A 14,656-nucleotide genomic window follows, 5' to 3' on the forward strand; every position below is an offset into this window, starting at 1 on the left:
AGGGGTCAGGGCGCGAACTGCTCCTTCAGGATGCGTTCCTCGAAATTCAGCTCGGGGTCGAACAGCAGGGTCAGTCCGACCTCGCGGCATTCCTGAACCTCGACCTGCAGGACCTCGCGCACCTCGGTGAAGTCGGCGACGGCGCTGACCGGGCGCTTCACCTCTTCCAGAACGTCGAAGGTGATCCGGGCGGCATGGGGCAGCAGGGCGCCGCGCCAGCGCCGCGGGCGGAAGGCGCTGATCGGGGTCAGGGCCAGCACGCCGGCATTCAGGGGAACGATGGGGCCGTGGGCTGACAAATTATAGGCGGTGCTGCCGGCCGGCGTCGCCACCAGGGCGCCGTCGCAGATCAGCTCCGGCAGCCGGACCACCCCGTCGATGGTGATGCGCAGCTTGGCCGCCTGCCGCGTCTCGCGCAGGAGCGACACCTCGTTGATGCCCAGCGCCTCCACCCGCTCGCCATTCATCCTGGTGGCGATCATGCGCAGCGGGTGCAGGCGGACATGCTGCGATGCCACGATGCGCTCCGCCAAATCCTCCTCGCGATAGGCGTTCAGCAGGAAGCCGACCGACCCGCGGTTCATGCCATAGACCGGAGTCGGCCGCTCGCGGTCGCGGGTGAGCGCCCGGTGCAGCGTTTCCAGCAGGAAGCCATCGCCCCCCAGCGCCACGATCACGTCGGCCTCGTCCGGCATGGCGTTGCCGTAGCGGTGGACCAGCCGGGTACGGGCGGCGCGTGCCTCATCCGTGTCGGCGCAGGCGAAGGCGATGCGCAGCGCGTCGGGCGCGGGCAGCAAGGGCGCCTGCGCGTCCGCGGACTGCTGGGCGGCTGACGGCATGGCGGCGGGCTGCTTGGCGGCGGGATCGGTCATGCGGCCGACCATAGCGCAGTCCGGCGTTCGCGCAAAAGTATCGCGCGGTGACGAGACGATGCAAAAGAGCGCATCCGCCGGGAGGACAACAAAAAGGGGGCCGCGGACGGCCCCCCTTTTTCACGATATGGAACGGGGTGGTCGGGTTACTCGACCATCTCCGACACCATTTCCTCGTCGTCGTCGCCGGACGTACGCTTCGGCCGGTTGCCCTCGGCATACTCGAAGGCCGGCTTGTCGTCCTTCACGGTGACCTTGACCAGACCGCCCTTGCTGAGCTTGCCGAACAGCAGCTCTTCCGCCAGCGGCTTCTTGATGTACTCCTGGATCACGCGGCCAAGCGGACGGGCGCCATAGAGCGGGTCGTAGCCCTTCTTGCCCAGCCACTCGCGCGCCTCTTCGTTCAGCTCGATGGACACGCCGCGGTCTTCCAGCTGCGCTTCCATCTGCATGATGAACTTGTCGACGACGCGGTTGATGACCTCCTGCGTCAGCGGCGCGAACGGGATGATCGCGTCGAGACGGTTGCGGAACTCCGGCGTGAACATCTTCTCGACCGCTTCGATATCCTCGCCGACCCGGCGGTCACGCTCGAAGCCGATGGCGGGCTTGGCCATGTCGGCGGCCCCGGCGTTCGAGGTCATGATCAGGATGACGTTGCGGAAATCGACGATCTTGCCGTTGTGGTCGGTCAGCTTGCCGTGGTCCATGATCTGCAACAGGATGTTGAACAGATCCGGGTGGGCCTTCTCGATCTCGTCCAGCAGCAGGACGCAGTGCGGGTGCTGGTCGATGGCGTCGGTCAGCATGCCGCCCTGGTCGAAGCCGACATAGCCCGGAGGGGCGCCGATCAGGCGCGACACCGTGTGCCGCTCCATATACTCCGACATGTCGAAGCGGGTCAGCTCGATGCCGAGCGTCATAGCGAGCTGGCGGGCCACCTCGGTCTTGCCGACACCGGTCGGGCCGGTGAACAGGTAGTTGCCGATGGGCTTCTCCGGCTCGCGCAGGCCGGCCCTGGCCAGCTTGATGGCGGAGACCAGCGCGTCGATCGCCTTGTTCTGGCCGAAGACCATGGTCTTCAGGTCGCGCTCCAGGTTCAGCAGCGTTTCCTTGTCGTCGCGGCTGACCGACTTCGGCGGGATGCGGGCGATCTTGGCGACCACTGCCTCCACGTCCTTCACGCCGATCTTCTTGCGGCGCTTGTTCTCCGGCAGAAGCATCTGCGCCGCACCGACCTCGTCGATGATGTCGATGGCTTTGTCGGGCAGCTTGCGGTCGCCGATATACTTGGCCGACAGCTCCACCGCGACGCGGATGGCGTCGTTGGTGTAGGTGACCTTGTGGTGCTTCTCGTAGTACGGCTTCAGGCCCTGCAGGATCTTCACCGCATCCTCGACCGACGGCTCGTTGACGTCGATCTTCTGGAAGCGGCGGACCAGCGCCCGGTCCTTCTCGAAGTAGCTGCGGTACTCCTTGTAGGTGGTCGACCCGATACAACGCAGCGAACCGGAGGCCAGTGCGGGCTTCAGCAGGTTCGAGGCATCCATCGCACCGCCCGAGGTGGCGCCGGCGCCGATCACCGTGTGGATCTCGTCGATGAAGAGGATGGCCCCCTCCGTCGCCTCGAGTTCCGACACGACGGCCTTCAGCCGCTCCTCGAAATCGCCGCGGTAACGCGTGCCGGCCAGCAGCGAGCCCATGTCGAGCGCGAAGATGGTGGCGTTCCGCAGCACCTCCGGCACTTCCTGCTGGACGATGCGGCGGGCCAGGCCCTCGGCGATGGCGGTCTTGCCGACACCGGGGTCGCCGACATACAGCGGATTGTTCTTCGACCGCCGGCACAGGATCTGGATGGTCCGTTCGACCTCCTGCTCCCGGCCGATCAGCGGATCGATCTTCCCGCCGGACGCCTTCTTGTTCAGGTTGACACAATACGCCTCGAGCGCTTCGCTGCCTTTTTTCACGACCTTCTCCGCCGCCGCCTCGTCGTCAGCGCCCGAGACCCGCTTGGTTTCCGAGCGGCCCGGAGCCTTCGCGATTCCGTGAGAGATGTAGTTGACCGCGTCGAACCGGGTCATCTCCTGCTCCTGCAGGAAATAGACCGCGTGGCTCTCGCGTTCAGAGAACAAGGCAACGAGGACATTTGCTCCCGTCACCTCCTCACGTCCCGACGACTGGACGTGGATGGCCGCACGCTGCAGAACCCGTTGGAAACCAGCCGTCGGCTTGGCGTCATCGGGCCTGTTCGTGATAAGGTTCGCAAGTTCGTTGTCGAGGTAATCCGACAGTTCCGCGCGCAGTCGGTCGAGGTCGATCCCGCAAGCGCGCAAGACGGCGGTAGCATCGGAGTCTTCGGTCAACGCGAGAAGCAGATGTTCGAGCGTCGCGTATTCATGCCTGCGCTCGTTCGCGTGGGCCAGGGCTCGGTGCAGCGTCTGTTCCAGGTTACGCGACAGCATGTGTGGGTCTAATCCTTTTCTAACGTGCATTGCAGCGGGTGCTGGTTCTGGCGCGCAAAGTCCATCACCTGCGTGACTTTCGTCTCCGCCACCTCGTAGGTGAACACGCCGCACAACCCCACACCCCGCCGGTGCACATGCAGCATGATCTGTGTCGCTTCCTCCCGCGATTTGCTGAAGAAGCGTTCGAGAACGAGAACGACGAACTCCATGGGAGTGTAATCGTCGTTCAGCATCAACACTTTGTACATCGACGGCTTTTTGGTCTTCGGTTTGGCCTTTACGACCACGCCGCTGTTCGTGCCGTCGTTGCCCTGCTTGTCAGAGTCGGCCATGGTCCCAGTCGAATGTCATCGCGATGCACTGTCTATGTGAATGATATGGGCATTTCGGTCGCGGTGGGAAGGGGCCGTTTTCAGTCTCCCTCCATTTGGCGGCTCTCTTTCCGCCGTACTGCCGCCTCGTGAGGCCGATCGTCTGGCTCGTCATTTTACCTGCAGGGGGGTGCATAGGCAGCATCAGGACGGGGCATATCTTCCGGGGGCCCCTTTTGCCGTTCATCCTCTTGAAAGTAAGGACGGCCTTGCATATGTCCACAAGTCAGGTTCGACCCTGGTGCATCTCACACATCTTCGGCACGTCGTTTGCCTCGGAATGAGGCAAGCGGCTCTATGGATCTTGTCGGCTCTGCCCGTTCGTGGCGACGCGCATTTCTAGCGATAGAGTTCGCTGGAAAGTAGCGTTTTGCGCGAATAGCTGTTGACTCACTATCCTTCGGGGATGTATCCCCTGAGGACCGTAGGGTTTTGCCCGATTGATCGTTCGCTCGGTTGATCGTACGTGATCAAGATAAAGAAGAACGTGTTGGGAAGGGTGCTGCCATGACTGATACGAACCAGCCTTGCTCGCCAGGGGCGGCATTATCGCTGCCGGTTGCCGATACACGGGAGCGTAAGGTGGTGACTGCGCGGGATATGTTGGCGCGCCCCGGCTTTCGGGAAAGGATATCGGAAAAGCAACCCAATCACTTCGAGACTCACAATCGAGCTCTGGCTGAGTCGCAATTGGAGGCTCGTGTGGCTGCTCTATACCAATGCACCGAGCAGACCGACTGAATCCCGTCGGAGGCTTCGATTCGGAAGCTTTCCGAGCTAAGGGTATTTTGTTCCTCCGATTAAGTGAATTTGTTTCCCGATTCAGGTGTAAATCCAAGCGACGGCCGGCGAGGCTTGCGCTGAAAAGTATTTCTTTTTGTCAAGGGGTCTGTCTTGCCGACTGTTCATTGCGATCAAGATGAGAGAGGCCATTGCGATTATCAAGCCAAGGCATCTTGTAAAGCGATGCCACTCGTCTGGGGGGAGTACTGCAATTATGAGATCGCTTTTATAGACGATCGGTTTCAGGGGCTGAAAATTGTTTACGCAGCCTTTGAGAAATTTTTCAAAGACAAAGTTGGAGGCCACAAATTTTGGCTCAATGAGACTATTTTGTGGGAAATTTGTTTTATTTACGCAAATGATCTGAAGCCGGTGCGACAGTTTCATGCAGTCGATGGTGGGTGTGATCGCAACCGTCGTGCGGCGTTTCTGGCGCGTCTAATTTCTCTGCACCGACCGATTTATATCGAAGAAATGGCCTCTCCAGACGTTGACCAGCTATCGTCCAAGACCATTTTGATTCTGAACGAGCATTTCGCCTTGAATGCCATGATGCATTTCCTGGAGCTTCCGGCAGAAGCGTTCGGCGAAACAGGAATCGGCAAGATTGCAAAAGATCTGATTTTCATTTTTGGGCATCGCGATCCACAGCCCGAATCGCTAGTGACCATCGCCCGCCTGATGACGAACCTTTATTCTCTCTATGGCCGTTTCATTGCGGAACGCAAACGTGCAGAGGCCGCGGAGTTGGAGGTCAAGAACCTGTCGGCCCGGTTGGCTGAGTTGAGGTAGCAGATAAGCCTATCCCGCTCCGAAGCTGGGCGAATACTAGGGCCTGTTGACATTCACCGTGTTTCCAAGACGGTAGCGACGAGGTTGATGGCAGCGGCGTAGCTTGTGTCTGTTTTGTCGTATCGCGTGGCAGTACGGCGAAATTCCTTGATTTTGCAGAAGAAGTTCTCGACCAGATGGCGCCATTTGTACATTTCGGCGTCATGGGGAATCGGAGTGGTGCGGCTGGTCTTGGACGGAATGACGGCGACCGCGCCACGCTCGGCGATCAAGGTGCGGATGGCGTTGCTGTCGAAGGCTCTATCAGCCAGCAAGGCGGAGAACTCGATACCGTCCAGCACCGGTTCGACGCCAACGCTGTCATGTCGTTGGCCCGGCAGCAGGATGAAGCGCCCAAGGTTTCCCAACCCATCGACGACGGCCAGGATCTTGGTCGTCAGTCCGCCGCGAGAGCGGCCAATGGCCTGAGCCTGAGTCCCCCCCTTGCGCCGGTGCCGTGCTGATGCACCCGGACAATCGTTCCATCGATGATCGCGTACTCGAAGTCCGCGTCGCTCGATAAGGCGGCGAAGACCTCATCGAAGACACCGGCCTTGGCCCATCGGCGAAAGCGTTGGAACACCGAGTTCCAATTACCGAAGGCTTCGGGCAAGTCCCGCCAGGGTGACCCAACACGGACGATCCACAGGACCGCCTCCAGAAACAGCCGATTGTCCGCCCCCGAGCGGCCGGGATCGCCGACTTTGCCCGGAAGAAGCGCCGCTATCCGCTCCCACTGATCGTCCCGCAGAACCATCCGATCCAAGGATACCTCCTTTTTGGAAGCCTTGAATCAGATTTCAGAGGCCAGCGGAATCCCCTTTCGTTCCTCAAATGTCAACAGGCCCTAGGACTGATACATGAGAATGCCCGGCGTTTCGTTCAGAACGCCGGGCATTTTGCATCTTTGGCACAGAGTGGCCGGTGACCGGCCCCAATGCGATTGGCCTCAGGCGGCCTTCTTCGACATGACCTCGACCGTGGCGTTGACGCGGGCGCTCAGCGGGGCCAGCGCCTCGTTGGCGATCTTGACGGTCAGCTCCTGCATCTTGGTGCTTTCCGACACCAGCGCGTCGATGCTGGCCTTGGTGTAGGCGTTCTGCAGCTCGATCAGTTCCTGGATCGTCTTCACCGCCAGCAGGGCCTTGGCGTTCGACACGCTCTTCTCCAGCGAGGACTGGGTGAAGGCGGCGACCTGCTTGCCGGCCTCTTCGGCGCCCTTGGCGACGACGGTGCCGGACTTCACGAAGGCGTCGACGTTCTGCTTGGTCAGCACGGTCAGCTCGTCATAGCCCTTCAGCACCTGGGCGGAGGCCTTTTCGATCTGCTCCTGCTGGGCCTTCACGAGGCCTTCCAGGTTCTGCTTGGCGGTGGCGATGGCGTCTTCGACGGACTTGGTGACGGCGGTGATCTGGTCGGACATGGCTATGCTCCTCGCGCTCTCTCAGGGGTCAACCGCGCGGCCCCGACGATGCGGCGACCGGGTGCGGAGTGGGTTGAAACCCTCGGACCCCGGCAGGGCGGGCGCCCGAGATATGCTGCACTGCAACATAAGCAGAATGTATGGAAAGCCGGGGCCTGAGTCAATGGGGGAATTGTGCACTGCACAAAAATCCGGACGTGCATGCCAAACCCCGGTGGAACGCAAACGGCCCGGCAACCGCGTGGAGGTTGCCGGGCCGTTTGCGAAGCCGGGAGCCATCGCTGGACCCCGGCCGTCACGCTCCGTCGGATCGTGCCGATCAGGCGGCGATCGGCTTGGAGAAGGTCTCCACCGTCGCGGTGACGCGGGCGTTCAACGGGGCCAGCGCCTCGTTGGTGACCTTGGTGGTCAGCTCCTGCAGGCGGCCGGTCTCGGCCAGCATCGCGTCGAAGCTCGACTTCAGGAAGTCGTTCTGCAGCTCGACGACTTCCTGCAGGGTCTTGGCGGCCAGCAGGGCCTTGCCGGTGGTGATCGACTTGTCCAGCGCTGACTGGCCGTAGGCGACGACCTCGCGGCCCAGATCCTCGGCGCCCTTGGCGGCGATGGTGCTGCTGGCGATCAGCGCCTCGACATTGGCCTTGCTGGTCGCCTGCAGATCCTCATAGCTCTTCAGCAACTGGGCGGCGGTCTTCTCGAACTGCTCCTTGGCGGCGGTCGCGGTCTGCTCGAACTGCTTGACCGTCTGCTCCTGGCCGGCCTTCACCAGACCCTCATACTGTTCCTTGGCCTGGGCGGCGACGGTTTCGATCGACTTCGGCGTGAACTGGTTCATGACGCGCGTTCCTTCCTGGCTGATGCCGACGTTTGGAAGATGGGCCCGGCCGCCGCGGAGCGGGGCGCGATGCCTGCCGGCAGCGGTTTGCGTTGCGTTTATCCGTTGTGCATCCGGCCCGGCCGGTCCCCGAAGCCGCGATCCGGCCCCAGGAATGCTGCACTGCAATATGAGGATTTTATGGGCTAAGCAGAGGGCGGTGTCAACAGTCCGTTCGGTAAGTGTCCGACTGACCTTTTGCGCCGCACCATACTCCGATTGCGTGAAACTCCGATGAACGCAGTGTCGCGGACGTTGCCGGCGGGGGCTGCGGTCGCGGAAGCGGCGGCAACTCCTTAACGAAGGATTTACCGGCGGTGGGACAAGTGTAGCGTGACCGTGGGCGGGATTCGCCTCGGCCAATGGTCAGGTGCGGCGCTTGGACGCGGCGCTCCGGACCGTCCGCTTTCCAGGCCGCATCTTCGGGATCCACATCGATCATGACCTATTGCCTTGGCATCAAGACCCGCGACGGCCTGATCGGTCTGTCGGACGGCCGCATCACCAGCGGGTCGCAGCTTTCGTCGGCCCGCAAGGTGACGATGATGGGCAGCGGCGGCGACCGCTTCTTCATCATGAACTCCGGCCTGCGCAGCGTGCGCGACAAGACGCTGGCCTATCTCCGCCGCGACATGCAGAAGCGCCGGGGCGAGGCCTATTCGACCATGCTGGATGCCGTGTCGGCCTTCACCGCCTGCCTGCGGCAAGTTGCCGCGGAGGATAAGGAATCGCTGGAGGCGTCGAAGCTGCACTTCAACCTGCACGCCATCATCGGCGGCCAGCTTGCCGAGGACCGGGAACCCTACATGTTCCTGGTCTATCCGGAAGGCAACTGGATCGAGGTGGACGAGCGTACGCCCTACCTGTCGATCGGTGCCACCGCATATGGCAAGCCGATCCTCGACCGGGCCCTGACCTACGGCACCGACATGCAGACGGCGCTGAAGCTGGCCTACCTGTCCTTCGACAGCACCCGCTTTTCCAGCAACGACGTCGGCTTTCCCATCGACATGGTGTCCTACCATGCGGAGTCGCGCAGTTGGCGCCAGTCGAACTACGACTATGACGACCTCAGCGAACAGCGCCAGTGGTGGAACCGCAACCTGACCGAACTGGCCCGCCGCATGCCCGACGGTCCCTGGGTCGAGACTCTGGTGCCCGACAGCCTGCGCCCGCGACTGATCACCGAAGAGCCGGCCTGAGGGGAGCCGGCCTGAGGGAAGGCGGCTTCAGCGGTTCAGTCCGCCGGAAGGGCGCTGAGCATCAGCGCCCCGAAGGGGGCGGTCGGGCCCACCAGTCCATAGTGACCCTGTCCGTCGCGGCCGAGCTGGATTTCGAAGAAGACGCCGCCGTCCGCCAATTGGCCGGCGGAGGGCAGGGTGCGCGGCGCGTCCTCCGGAGCCGGCAGGGCGGGGAAGGCGACGCCCGTCGGGTCGATGCCGCGCAGAAGGCCGGGGAACCGGGCATCGGTGAAGCGGCTGGACGGGTAGGGGTAGGCGGTGAAGAACCACTGTCCGGCGCGGCAGCCGTTGATCAGCCAATAGAAGCCGTTCGATGGAAGCCGCAGCCCGTGCGGCGGCGGGTCGAACGCCCCGTCTTCGCGCAGGCGGCCGATGAAGCTGGCGTACTGCGCGGCGCTCAGCTGCAGCGTCGCCTTGCGGCCGCGGGCGGCGGAGAAGGGATCGGCCGGCGTGATGCGGGCGAGGTCGGCCGCCTCGATCACATGGGCTTCCACCGCGGCGCCGCCGCGTTCGGGATCGCCGACGACATCGTATGTCCGAACATGACGGTTGTAGTCGGCGTTGAAGACCAGGCGGAAGCGGTCGGTCCCGTCCCTGCCGCAGTGCATCCTCAGATCGTCGCCGTTGAGATAGCTGAACCAGGTCAGCTTGCGCGCCACCGGATTGTCGGTCGGCCCGGCGGAGGTGCAGCCGGCGAGCGCCAGCAGGCATGCCGCCATGGATATCGCCGCGCGGGCCGCGGTTGCACGGCGGGGGAGACCGCGGCGGGGGCCGCCGGGGGAAAAGGCGTCGGCCGGAATGGTTGTTCCCGGTGCGCTTGTATCCGGGACGCTTCTTTGATGACCACGGCTCATTGTCGCTTGCCTCGCGTCAGCGGCCCCTGGTAGGTGGAGGGCGCAGGTCGCGGCGGCAAGCCCGATCTCCGGGCTGCGGCCGATCGGAAGGCGCCGGTAATCCGTCTGCCCCCTTGCCGCAACCCCTCCGCTTGCGTGCCGTCCTCCGCGGTCTTCCCCGTCATCCTCCGTCAGCCAGGACCCGCCATTTTGGACACAGACACTGCCAAAAGCCAAAGCAAGAAATTAACGAATTCCTGCTAGACACTGATTTCGCACGAATTTACCATTGAACCAAGCACCAAAATCTAGCGGTTGGCGGGGCCATCATGAGTGTAACGCGCAACACCGTTCGTAACGGATTGTTTCCGTTCGCCTTTCGCGGAACGGATACGGCCGGCGGGCGGAGTTTGGCGGGTGTGGGACGCCATTTCCTCGCGGCCGCCGCGCTGCTTGGCATGGTGGCCGTCGGGTCGGGCCTCTCCGCGGCCGAAGCGCTGGCGGCGAAGGCCGCGGCCATCGTGGTCGATGCCCGGACCGGGCAGGTGCTGATCGACCAGGACGCCGACGCCATCGTCCACCCGGCGTCGCTGACCAAGATGATGACGCTGTATCTCGCCTTCGACGCGCTGGAGGACGGTCGCCTGTCTCTCGACCAGCAGTTGCCGGTTTCCTCCTTCGCGGAGAGCATGACGCCGACCAAGCTCGGCCTGCGCGCCGGCCAGACACTGAAGGTCGAAACCGCGATCCTCGGCCTCGTCACCAAGTCGGCCAACGATGCCGCGGTCGTCCTGGCGGAGGCGCTGGGCGGCACCGAGTCCCGCTTCGCCGAGATGATGACGCGCAAGGCGCGCGAGCTGGGCATGCGCCGCACCGTCTACCGCAACGCGTCTGGCCTGCCGAACATGGAGCAGGTCACGACCGCCCGCGACTATGCGATGCTGTCGCGCGCCCTGATGCGCGACCATGCCAAATACTATCCCTATTTCAGCCGCCGCAACTTCGTCTATGGCGGCCGCACGCTGGCCAACCACAACCACCTGATGTCCCGTTACGAGGGGATGGACGGCATCAAGACCGGATACACCGTCGCGTCGGGCTTCAACCTTGCCGCCTCGGCGGTGCGCGACGGGCGCCGGCTGGTCGGCGTGGTGATGGGCGGCAAGTCGGCCGGGTCGCGCGACAACAAGATGGCGGCGCTGCTCGACCAGGCGTTCGGCCGGCCCAGCCGTGGCCGCGACGACGGGCCGGTGATGGCCAGCCTCGACACCACGCGGTCCGACGCTGTCGACGGCGAAGGGGATGACGACGACGAGCCGGTGGTGAAGGCCAGGCCGGTGCGCGCCGCCGTGCAGATGGCCGCGATTCCCGCCGCCCCGGCAAGGGAGAGCAAGGCCGCGCGCGATGCCGGGTCGCATTGGGGTGTGCAGGTCGGCGCTTTCTCCAGCCGTGCCGCCGGCAACAAGGCGGTCAGCCAGGCGGTCAAGCAGGCCCCCTTCATCCTGCGTGCGGCCAAGGCCAGCGTGGTGGAGGCCAAGACCGGCAAGGACACCGTCTATCGCGCCCGTCTGACCGGTCTCGACGAGAAGGATGCGCGCAAGGCCTGCGCGGTCCTGACGAAGCACGGCCACCATTGCGTCGCCGTGTCGCCCGGCGAGCGCGGCTGACCGGCACTCAGCCCGCGGGTCAGGCCGGGGGGATCACCCCCGCGCCGCCGCGGCGCAACGATCCAGAAACGCCAGGGCAGGCGCCAGCGCGTCGGTGAGTTCGGCAATCCGCCGCGGCAGGTCGGCAGCGCTGCCGTCCTCCAAGGCCGCCTCCACTGCGGACTCCAGGGCCGCCTCCAAGGCGCGGGCGGCGCGGCGCAGGGCGAGGCAGCCATACTGGCCCGACACGCCGGCGATCTTGTGCGCCATCGCCCCGGCAGTCGTCCGATCCCCATTCCGCAAGGCTTCGCCGAGCGTCCGATCGTGATGGCGCAGCACGGCCGCCGTCTTGGCGATCAACTCGGCGGCACGGGCGGCGGGCAGCATGTCCCGCATCGTCGCGATGGCGCTTTCGTCGAAGTCGGGCTCGTCCACCGGCGCTGCGGCTTGCGGCGAGCCTGCCAATGCGGCGGCCAGGCTGTCCAGCTGCAAGGGCTTCGCCAGGATGCCGTCGGCGCCGCAGCCGGCGCAGCGGTCGCGGCCATCGGCGGTGATGCTGGCCGTCAGCATCAGGATCCGCGGGGAGCTGCCGGCCGGCCGGCCGCGGATGGCGCGGACGGCCTCGTCGCCGGGCAGGCCGGGCAGTCCCAAATCCATCAGGATCACGTCGAAGGCGATCTGTGCGGCGGCCGCGACGGCGGCCGGGCCATCCTCCACCGCCACCACCCGATGGCCGGCACGCTCCAGCAGGGTGCGGGCGGCAAGGCGGGTGACCGTCTCGTCTTCCGCCAGCAGGATGTGCAAGGGGGGCATTCCGGTCCACTCTTCCCGGTTGATGAGAGTGCCGCAGTCTAGCCGCTTCTCCGGCGGCGCGCACCCACACCATGAGACAGTGTCGGATAGGGGGCGTCACACGGTGGGGGAAGCCTGGGTGAACATCGGATCCTCGATCCGGTGCAGGCGCCCGGCGCCGGTCATCGCCGCGCGCAGCAGCAGGGTCTTGCGGCGGGCGGCGGCCAGCTTGCTGACCGGTGCCTCGCGCAGGATCTCGGCGCCATAGGCGTCGGCGACCATCAGCCCGCAATCCTCCGGGATCAGCTCGGTCGGGAATCCGTCATCGACGGCGAAATAGAAGGCATCGCACCATTCGCGATACTCCTGCCATTTCTGGTCGGACCGGAAGTCGGGAACGCCGCTCTTCACCTCGACGATCAGGATGCAGCCGGACTCGTCGATGGCCAGTACGTCGGCCCGCCGTCCGCTCGCCAGCCGGAATTCGGTCAGGGTGGCATAGCCGCGTATCGCCAGCGCCCGTCGCACGCCGCGGAAGATCGGCACAGCTCCGCCGGCTGACAGGGCTGAGTCGTCATCGGAAACCGGAACGGCAAGGTCGTCGCTCATTGGCGCTGCGCCACCACTGGAAAACAGAACGGTTCGGGAACGATGGGGACACAATGCCGCGTCGGCCCGGCGGCGCCAAGGGGCAAAAAGAGTATGGCGGGCTGCGCCCGGTCCAAACCCGTCTCAGCCCGGAATGACGATCTGGGGCAGGGGAACCGGCCGGCAACGGTCGCGCGGCAGGCTGCGGTCAGCGGGAAACACCAGAACGACGGCGGTGCCGACTCCCGGCTCGCTGGTCAGCTCCAACCGGCCGCCATGCATTTCAGCCAGCCGCTTGACGATCGGCAGACCCAGCCCGGTCCCGCGGGAATTGCGGGCGATGGTGGAATCCTGCAGTTCGAAGGGGTGGAGGATCCGGGGAAGATCGGCGGTCGGGATGCCGACGCCGGTGTCGGCCACCATCAGGCCGATCCCGCCGTCCGGCATCAGCTGTGCCGTCAGCACCACCTCGCCGCCCGGCCGGGTGTGGGTAACGGCGTTGGACAGCAGATTGGTCAGCATCTGGGTCAGTGCCTGGGCGTCTCCCTGCAAAAGCGGAAGGTCGGCCGGCACCTCGCGGCGCAGGCGGATCTCGCCGTCGGCCGCGACCTCCTGCAGCGCGTTGGCGACCTTGAGCGACAGGGCGTCCAGATCCACCCCCTCCTCGGCCATCGGCATGACGCCGTCCAGGCGCGACAACTCCAGGATATCGTCGATCAGGGCCAGCAGATGGCTCCCGGCATCGCGGATGTCGCCGACATAGCTGCGGTAGCGCGGGTTGCCCAGCGGCCCGAACGGCTCCGACAGCAGCATCTCGGAAAAGCCCAGGACGGCGTTCAGGGGCGTTCGCAGCTCGTGGCTCATCTGCGCCAGGAAAGCGCTCTTGGCGCGGCTGGCACTTTCCGCCTCGCTGCGGGCGGCGCGCGCCTCCGCCTCGCGGACGCGCATCCGTTCCTCGTTCAGCTTCAGCGTGGTGACATCGGTGTAGTGGACCAGCACGCCGCCGGGCACCGCATGTTCGCGGCTGAGCAGCCAGCGGCCGTCTGCGAGAGGCACGGCAACCGGAGGATCCTGCCGGCGATGCCGTTCCAGCCGCTCCTTCAGCCAGGCCTCGCGGTCCTCCTCCGTGGTCAGGCGGGGGTCGGACAGGGCGAAGCAGCGGGCCAGTTCCTCGAAGGGCACGCCGGGCACCAGCCGGTCGGCAAGGGCGGGCATGATCTTCTTCAGCCGGCTGTTGGCGTGGACGAGGCGGTCGTCATGGTCGAACAGGGCAAAGCTCTCGCCGCTGTGCTCCAGTGCCGCGGTCAGGCTTTCGGCCAGCGCTTCGGCCACGGAGGGCGCTTCCGGGCCAAGGTCGGTCAGGATCGCGCTGAGTCCGCCGGGCGCCGGGGCCGCCACCACCCGCCAGCGCACGGGAATGCCGCCGCGCCGCGCCGCAACCGTCCGTTCCACCGGTTCATGCAGGGCATCGGCCAGCACCGCGAACAACCCGGGGCAGTCGGCATCGGTCGCATCGCCGCGCAGCCTGCGGCCGGCCAGCGGTGAGGCGCCCAGCAGCCGTTCCGCCGCCGCGTTGGCCGACCGCCATTCCAAATCCGTCAGCACGCCGGTGCAGTCGCGGTGGGCCTTGAGAAGGGCGATCGCGACCGGCAGCCGCATCATTGCCGACAGGCAAAGATCATCGGGCAGGACTTCCCCTGCAGCCGCCCGGCCGCTTTCCCCATCGTCGCAAGTCTCCGTGTCGCATTCCATCCAACCATCATTGCGTCCCATTCCTAAAAAACGCTGAAGGCCAAGCCTGAAGTGGCGACGATTATTTGTCGAATTGTGACAGAAAGCCTTCTTTGCAGATGGTTTCTATCCGATTTACCGAAAAAGCAACAAAAGTTCTGATTGTGTGGAGCGTCATGAACTTCGCGCCATCTCTGCCCAACGGCGGG

Annotated in this window: 13 protein-coding genes; 3 read left to right on the plus strand and 10 right to left on the minus strand. The window is 64.8% G+C overall.

What is annotated here, in order from left to right; all coding sequences use genetic code 11:
- Positions 1 to 5 precede the first annotated feature (5 nt).
- The 3 genes from AZOLI_RS02480 to clpS all read right to left on the minus strand — a co-directional run bounded on the left by AZOLI_RS02480 (position 6) and on the right by clpS (position 3,669).
- Positions 6 to 872 carry an NAD kinase gene (locus tag AZOLI_RS02480; protein WP_244442501.1) on the minus strand — a complete coding sequence of 289 codons (867 nt, stop codon included), beginning with the start codon at positions 870 to 872 and terminating at the stop codon, positions 6 to 8.
- Between the two features lie 146 nt (positions 873 to 1,018).
- Positions 1,019 to 3,334, minus strand: coding sequence for an ATP-dependent Clp protease ATP-binding subunit ClpA (gene clpA, locus AZOLI_RS02485; protein ID WP_044549503.1), 2,316 nt, complete (start codon positions 3,332 to 3,334; stop codon positions 1,019 to 1,021).
- 8 nt (positions 3,335 to 3,342) lie between these two features.
- Positions 3,343 to 3,669 (minus strand): ATP-dependent Clp protease adapter ClpS, encoded by a 327-nt coding sequence (clpS, locus tag AZOLI_RS02490; protein WP_014246998.1) that lies wholly within the window; start codon positions 3,667 to 3,669, stop codon positions 3,343 to 3,345.
- Positions 3,670 to 4,602: 933 nt separating this feature from the next.
- Here clpS and AZOLI_RS32240 point away from each other — a divergent pair.
- A complete protein-coding gene (locus tag AZOLI_RS32240) occupies positions 4,603 to 5,283 on the plus strand; it encodes a hypothetical protein (protein ID WP_014247001.1) in 681 nt (226 codons plus the stop codon).
- Between the two features lie 53 nt (positions 5,284 to 5,336).
- On the opposite strand, the gene AZOLI_RS30930 is transcribed toward AZOLI_RS32240, so the two are convergent.
- The 3 genes from AZOLI_RS30930 to AZOLI_RS02515 all read right to left on the minus strand — a co-directional run bounded on the left by AZOLI_RS30930 (position 5,337) and on the right by AZOLI_RS02515 (position 7,577).
- A protein-coding gene (locus AZOLI_RS30930; protein WP_085938454.1) for an IS5-like element ISAli9 family transposase occupies positions 5,337 to 6,088 on the minus strand; the annotation gives its coding sequence in 2 pieces (ribosomal slippage) (positions 5,337 to 5,767 and positions 5,767 to 6,088; 753 coding nt in all).
- A 183-nt stretch (positions 6,089 to 6,271) separates the two neighbouring features.
- Entirely contained in the window at positions 6,272 to 6,745 is a 474-nt protein-coding gene (locus tag AZOLI_RS02510) for a phasin family protein (RefSeq protein ID WP_014247002.1), read from the minus strand.
- A gap of 319 nt (positions 6,746 to 7,064) precedes the next feature.
- Entirely contained in the window at positions 7,065 to 7,577 is a 513-nt protein-coding gene (locus AZOLI_RS02515) for a phasin family protein (RefSeq protein ID WP_014247004.1), read from the minus strand.
- 479 nt (positions 7,578 to 8,056) lie between these two features.
- On the opposite strand from AZOLI_RS02515, the gene AZOLI_RS02520 reads away from it, so the two are divergent.
- Positions 8,057 to 8,818: a proteasome-type protease gene (locus AZOLI_RS02520; protein WP_014247005.1), complete on the plus strand. Its 762-nt coding sequence runs from the start codon at positions 8,057 to 8,059 to the stop codon at positions 8,816 to 8,818.
- 35 nt (positions 8,819 to 8,853) lie between these two features.
- On the opposite strand, the gene AZOLI_RS02525 is transcribed toward AZOLI_RS02520, so the two are convergent.
- The gene (locus AZOLI_RS02525; RefSeq protein WP_014247006.1) at positions 8,854 to 9,576 is read right to left on the minus strand and encodes a hypothetical protein; all 723 of its coding nucleotides are present in this window, start codon (positions 9,574 to 9,576) and stop codon (positions 8,854 to 8,856) included.
- A 533-nt stretch (positions 9,577 to 10,109) separates the two neighbouring features.
- Between AZOLI_RS02525 and AZOLI_RS02530 the strand changes: the two genes are divergently transcribed.
- A complete protein-coding gene (locus AZOLI_RS02530) occupies positions 10,110 to 11,357 on the plus strand; it encodes a D-alanyl-D-alanine carboxypeptidase family protein (protein WP_014247007.1) in 1,248 nt (415 codons plus the stop codon).
- Between the two features lie 33 nt (positions 11,358 to 11,390).
- Here AZOLI_RS02530 and AZOLI_RS02535 read toward each other — a convergent pair whose 3' ends face one another.
- From AZOLI_RS02535 to AZOLI_RS02545, 3 genes are all read right to left on the minus strand, one after another.
- The gene (locus AZOLI_RS02535) at positions 11,391 to 12,149 is read right to left on the minus strand and encodes a response regulator (RefSeq protein WP_065814212.1); all 759 of its coding nucleotides are present in this window, start codon (positions 12,147 to 12,149) and stop codon (positions 11,391 to 11,393) included.
- Between the two features lie 96 nt (positions 12,150 to 12,245).
- A complete protein-coding gene (locus tag AZOLI_RS02540) occupies positions 12,246 to 12,737 on the minus strand; it encodes an MmcB family DNA repair protein (RefSeq protein WP_014247009.1) in 492 nt (163 codons plus the stop codon).
- Between the two features lie 123 nt (positions 12,738 to 12,860).
- Positions 12,861 to 14,468: a PAS domain-containing sensor histidine kinase gene (locus AZOLI_RS02545; protein WP_244442502.1), complete on the minus strand. Its 1,608-nt coding sequence runs from the start codon at positions 14,466 to 14,468 to the stop codon at positions 12,861 to 12,863.
- Between the last annotated feature and the right edge of the window lie 188 nt (positions 14,469 to 14,656).

It is taken from the genome of Azospirillum lipoferum 4B (genome assembly GCF_000283655.1).
In the GTDB taxonomy this organism is placed as follows: domain Bacteria; phylum Pseudomonadota; class Alphaproteobacteria; order Azospirillales; family Azospirillaceae; genus Azospirillum; species Azospirillum lipoferum_C.

What these genes read in the sequence shown, in the direction of transcription:
- AZOLI_RS02535 (WP_065814212.1), bottom strand. Translation starts at nt 12,149, where the DNA reads ATGCCCCCCTTGCACATCCTGCTGGCGGAAGACGAGACGGTCACCCGC.
- AZOLI_RS02540 (WP_014247009.1), bottom strand. Translation starts at nt 12,737, where the DNA reads ATGAGCGACGACCTTGCCGTTCCGGTTTCCGATGACGACTCAGCCCTG.
- AZOLI_RS02480 (WP_244442501.1), bottom strand. Translation starts at nt 872, where the DNA reads ATGACCGATCCCGCCGCCAAGCAGCCCGCCGCCATGCCGTCAGCCGCC.
- AZOLI_RS02545 (WP_244442502.1), bottom strand. Translation starts at nt 14,468, where the DNA reads ATGGAATGCGACACGGAGACTTGCGACGATGGGGAAAGCGGCCGGGCG.
- AZOLI_RS02515 (WP_014247004.1), bottom strand. Translation starts at nt 7,577, where the DNA reads ATGAACCAGTTCACGCCGAAGTCGATCGAAACCGTCGCCGCCCAGGCC.
- clpS (WP_014246998.1), bottom strand. Translation starts at nt 3,669, where the DNA reads ATGGCCGACTCTGACAAGCAGGGCAACGACGGCACGAACAGCGGCGTG.
- AZOLI_RS02525 (WP_014247006.1), bottom strand. Translation starts at nt 9,576, where the DNA reads ATGGCGGCATGCCTGCTGGCGCTCGCCGGCTGCACCTCCGCCGGGCCG.
- AZOLI_RS02520 (WP_014247005.1), top strand. Translation starts at nt 8,057, where the DNA reads ATGACCTATTGCCTTGGCATCAAGACCCGCGACGGCCTGATCGGTCTG.
- clpA (WP_044549503.1), bottom strand. Translation starts at nt 3,334, where the DNA reads ATGCTGTCGCGTAACCTGGAACAGACGCTGCACCGAGCCCTGGCCCAC.
- AZOLI_RS02510 (WP_014247002.1), bottom strand. Translation starts at nt 6,745, where the DNA reads ATGTCCGACCAGATCACCGCCGTCACCAAGTCCGTCGAAGACGCCATC.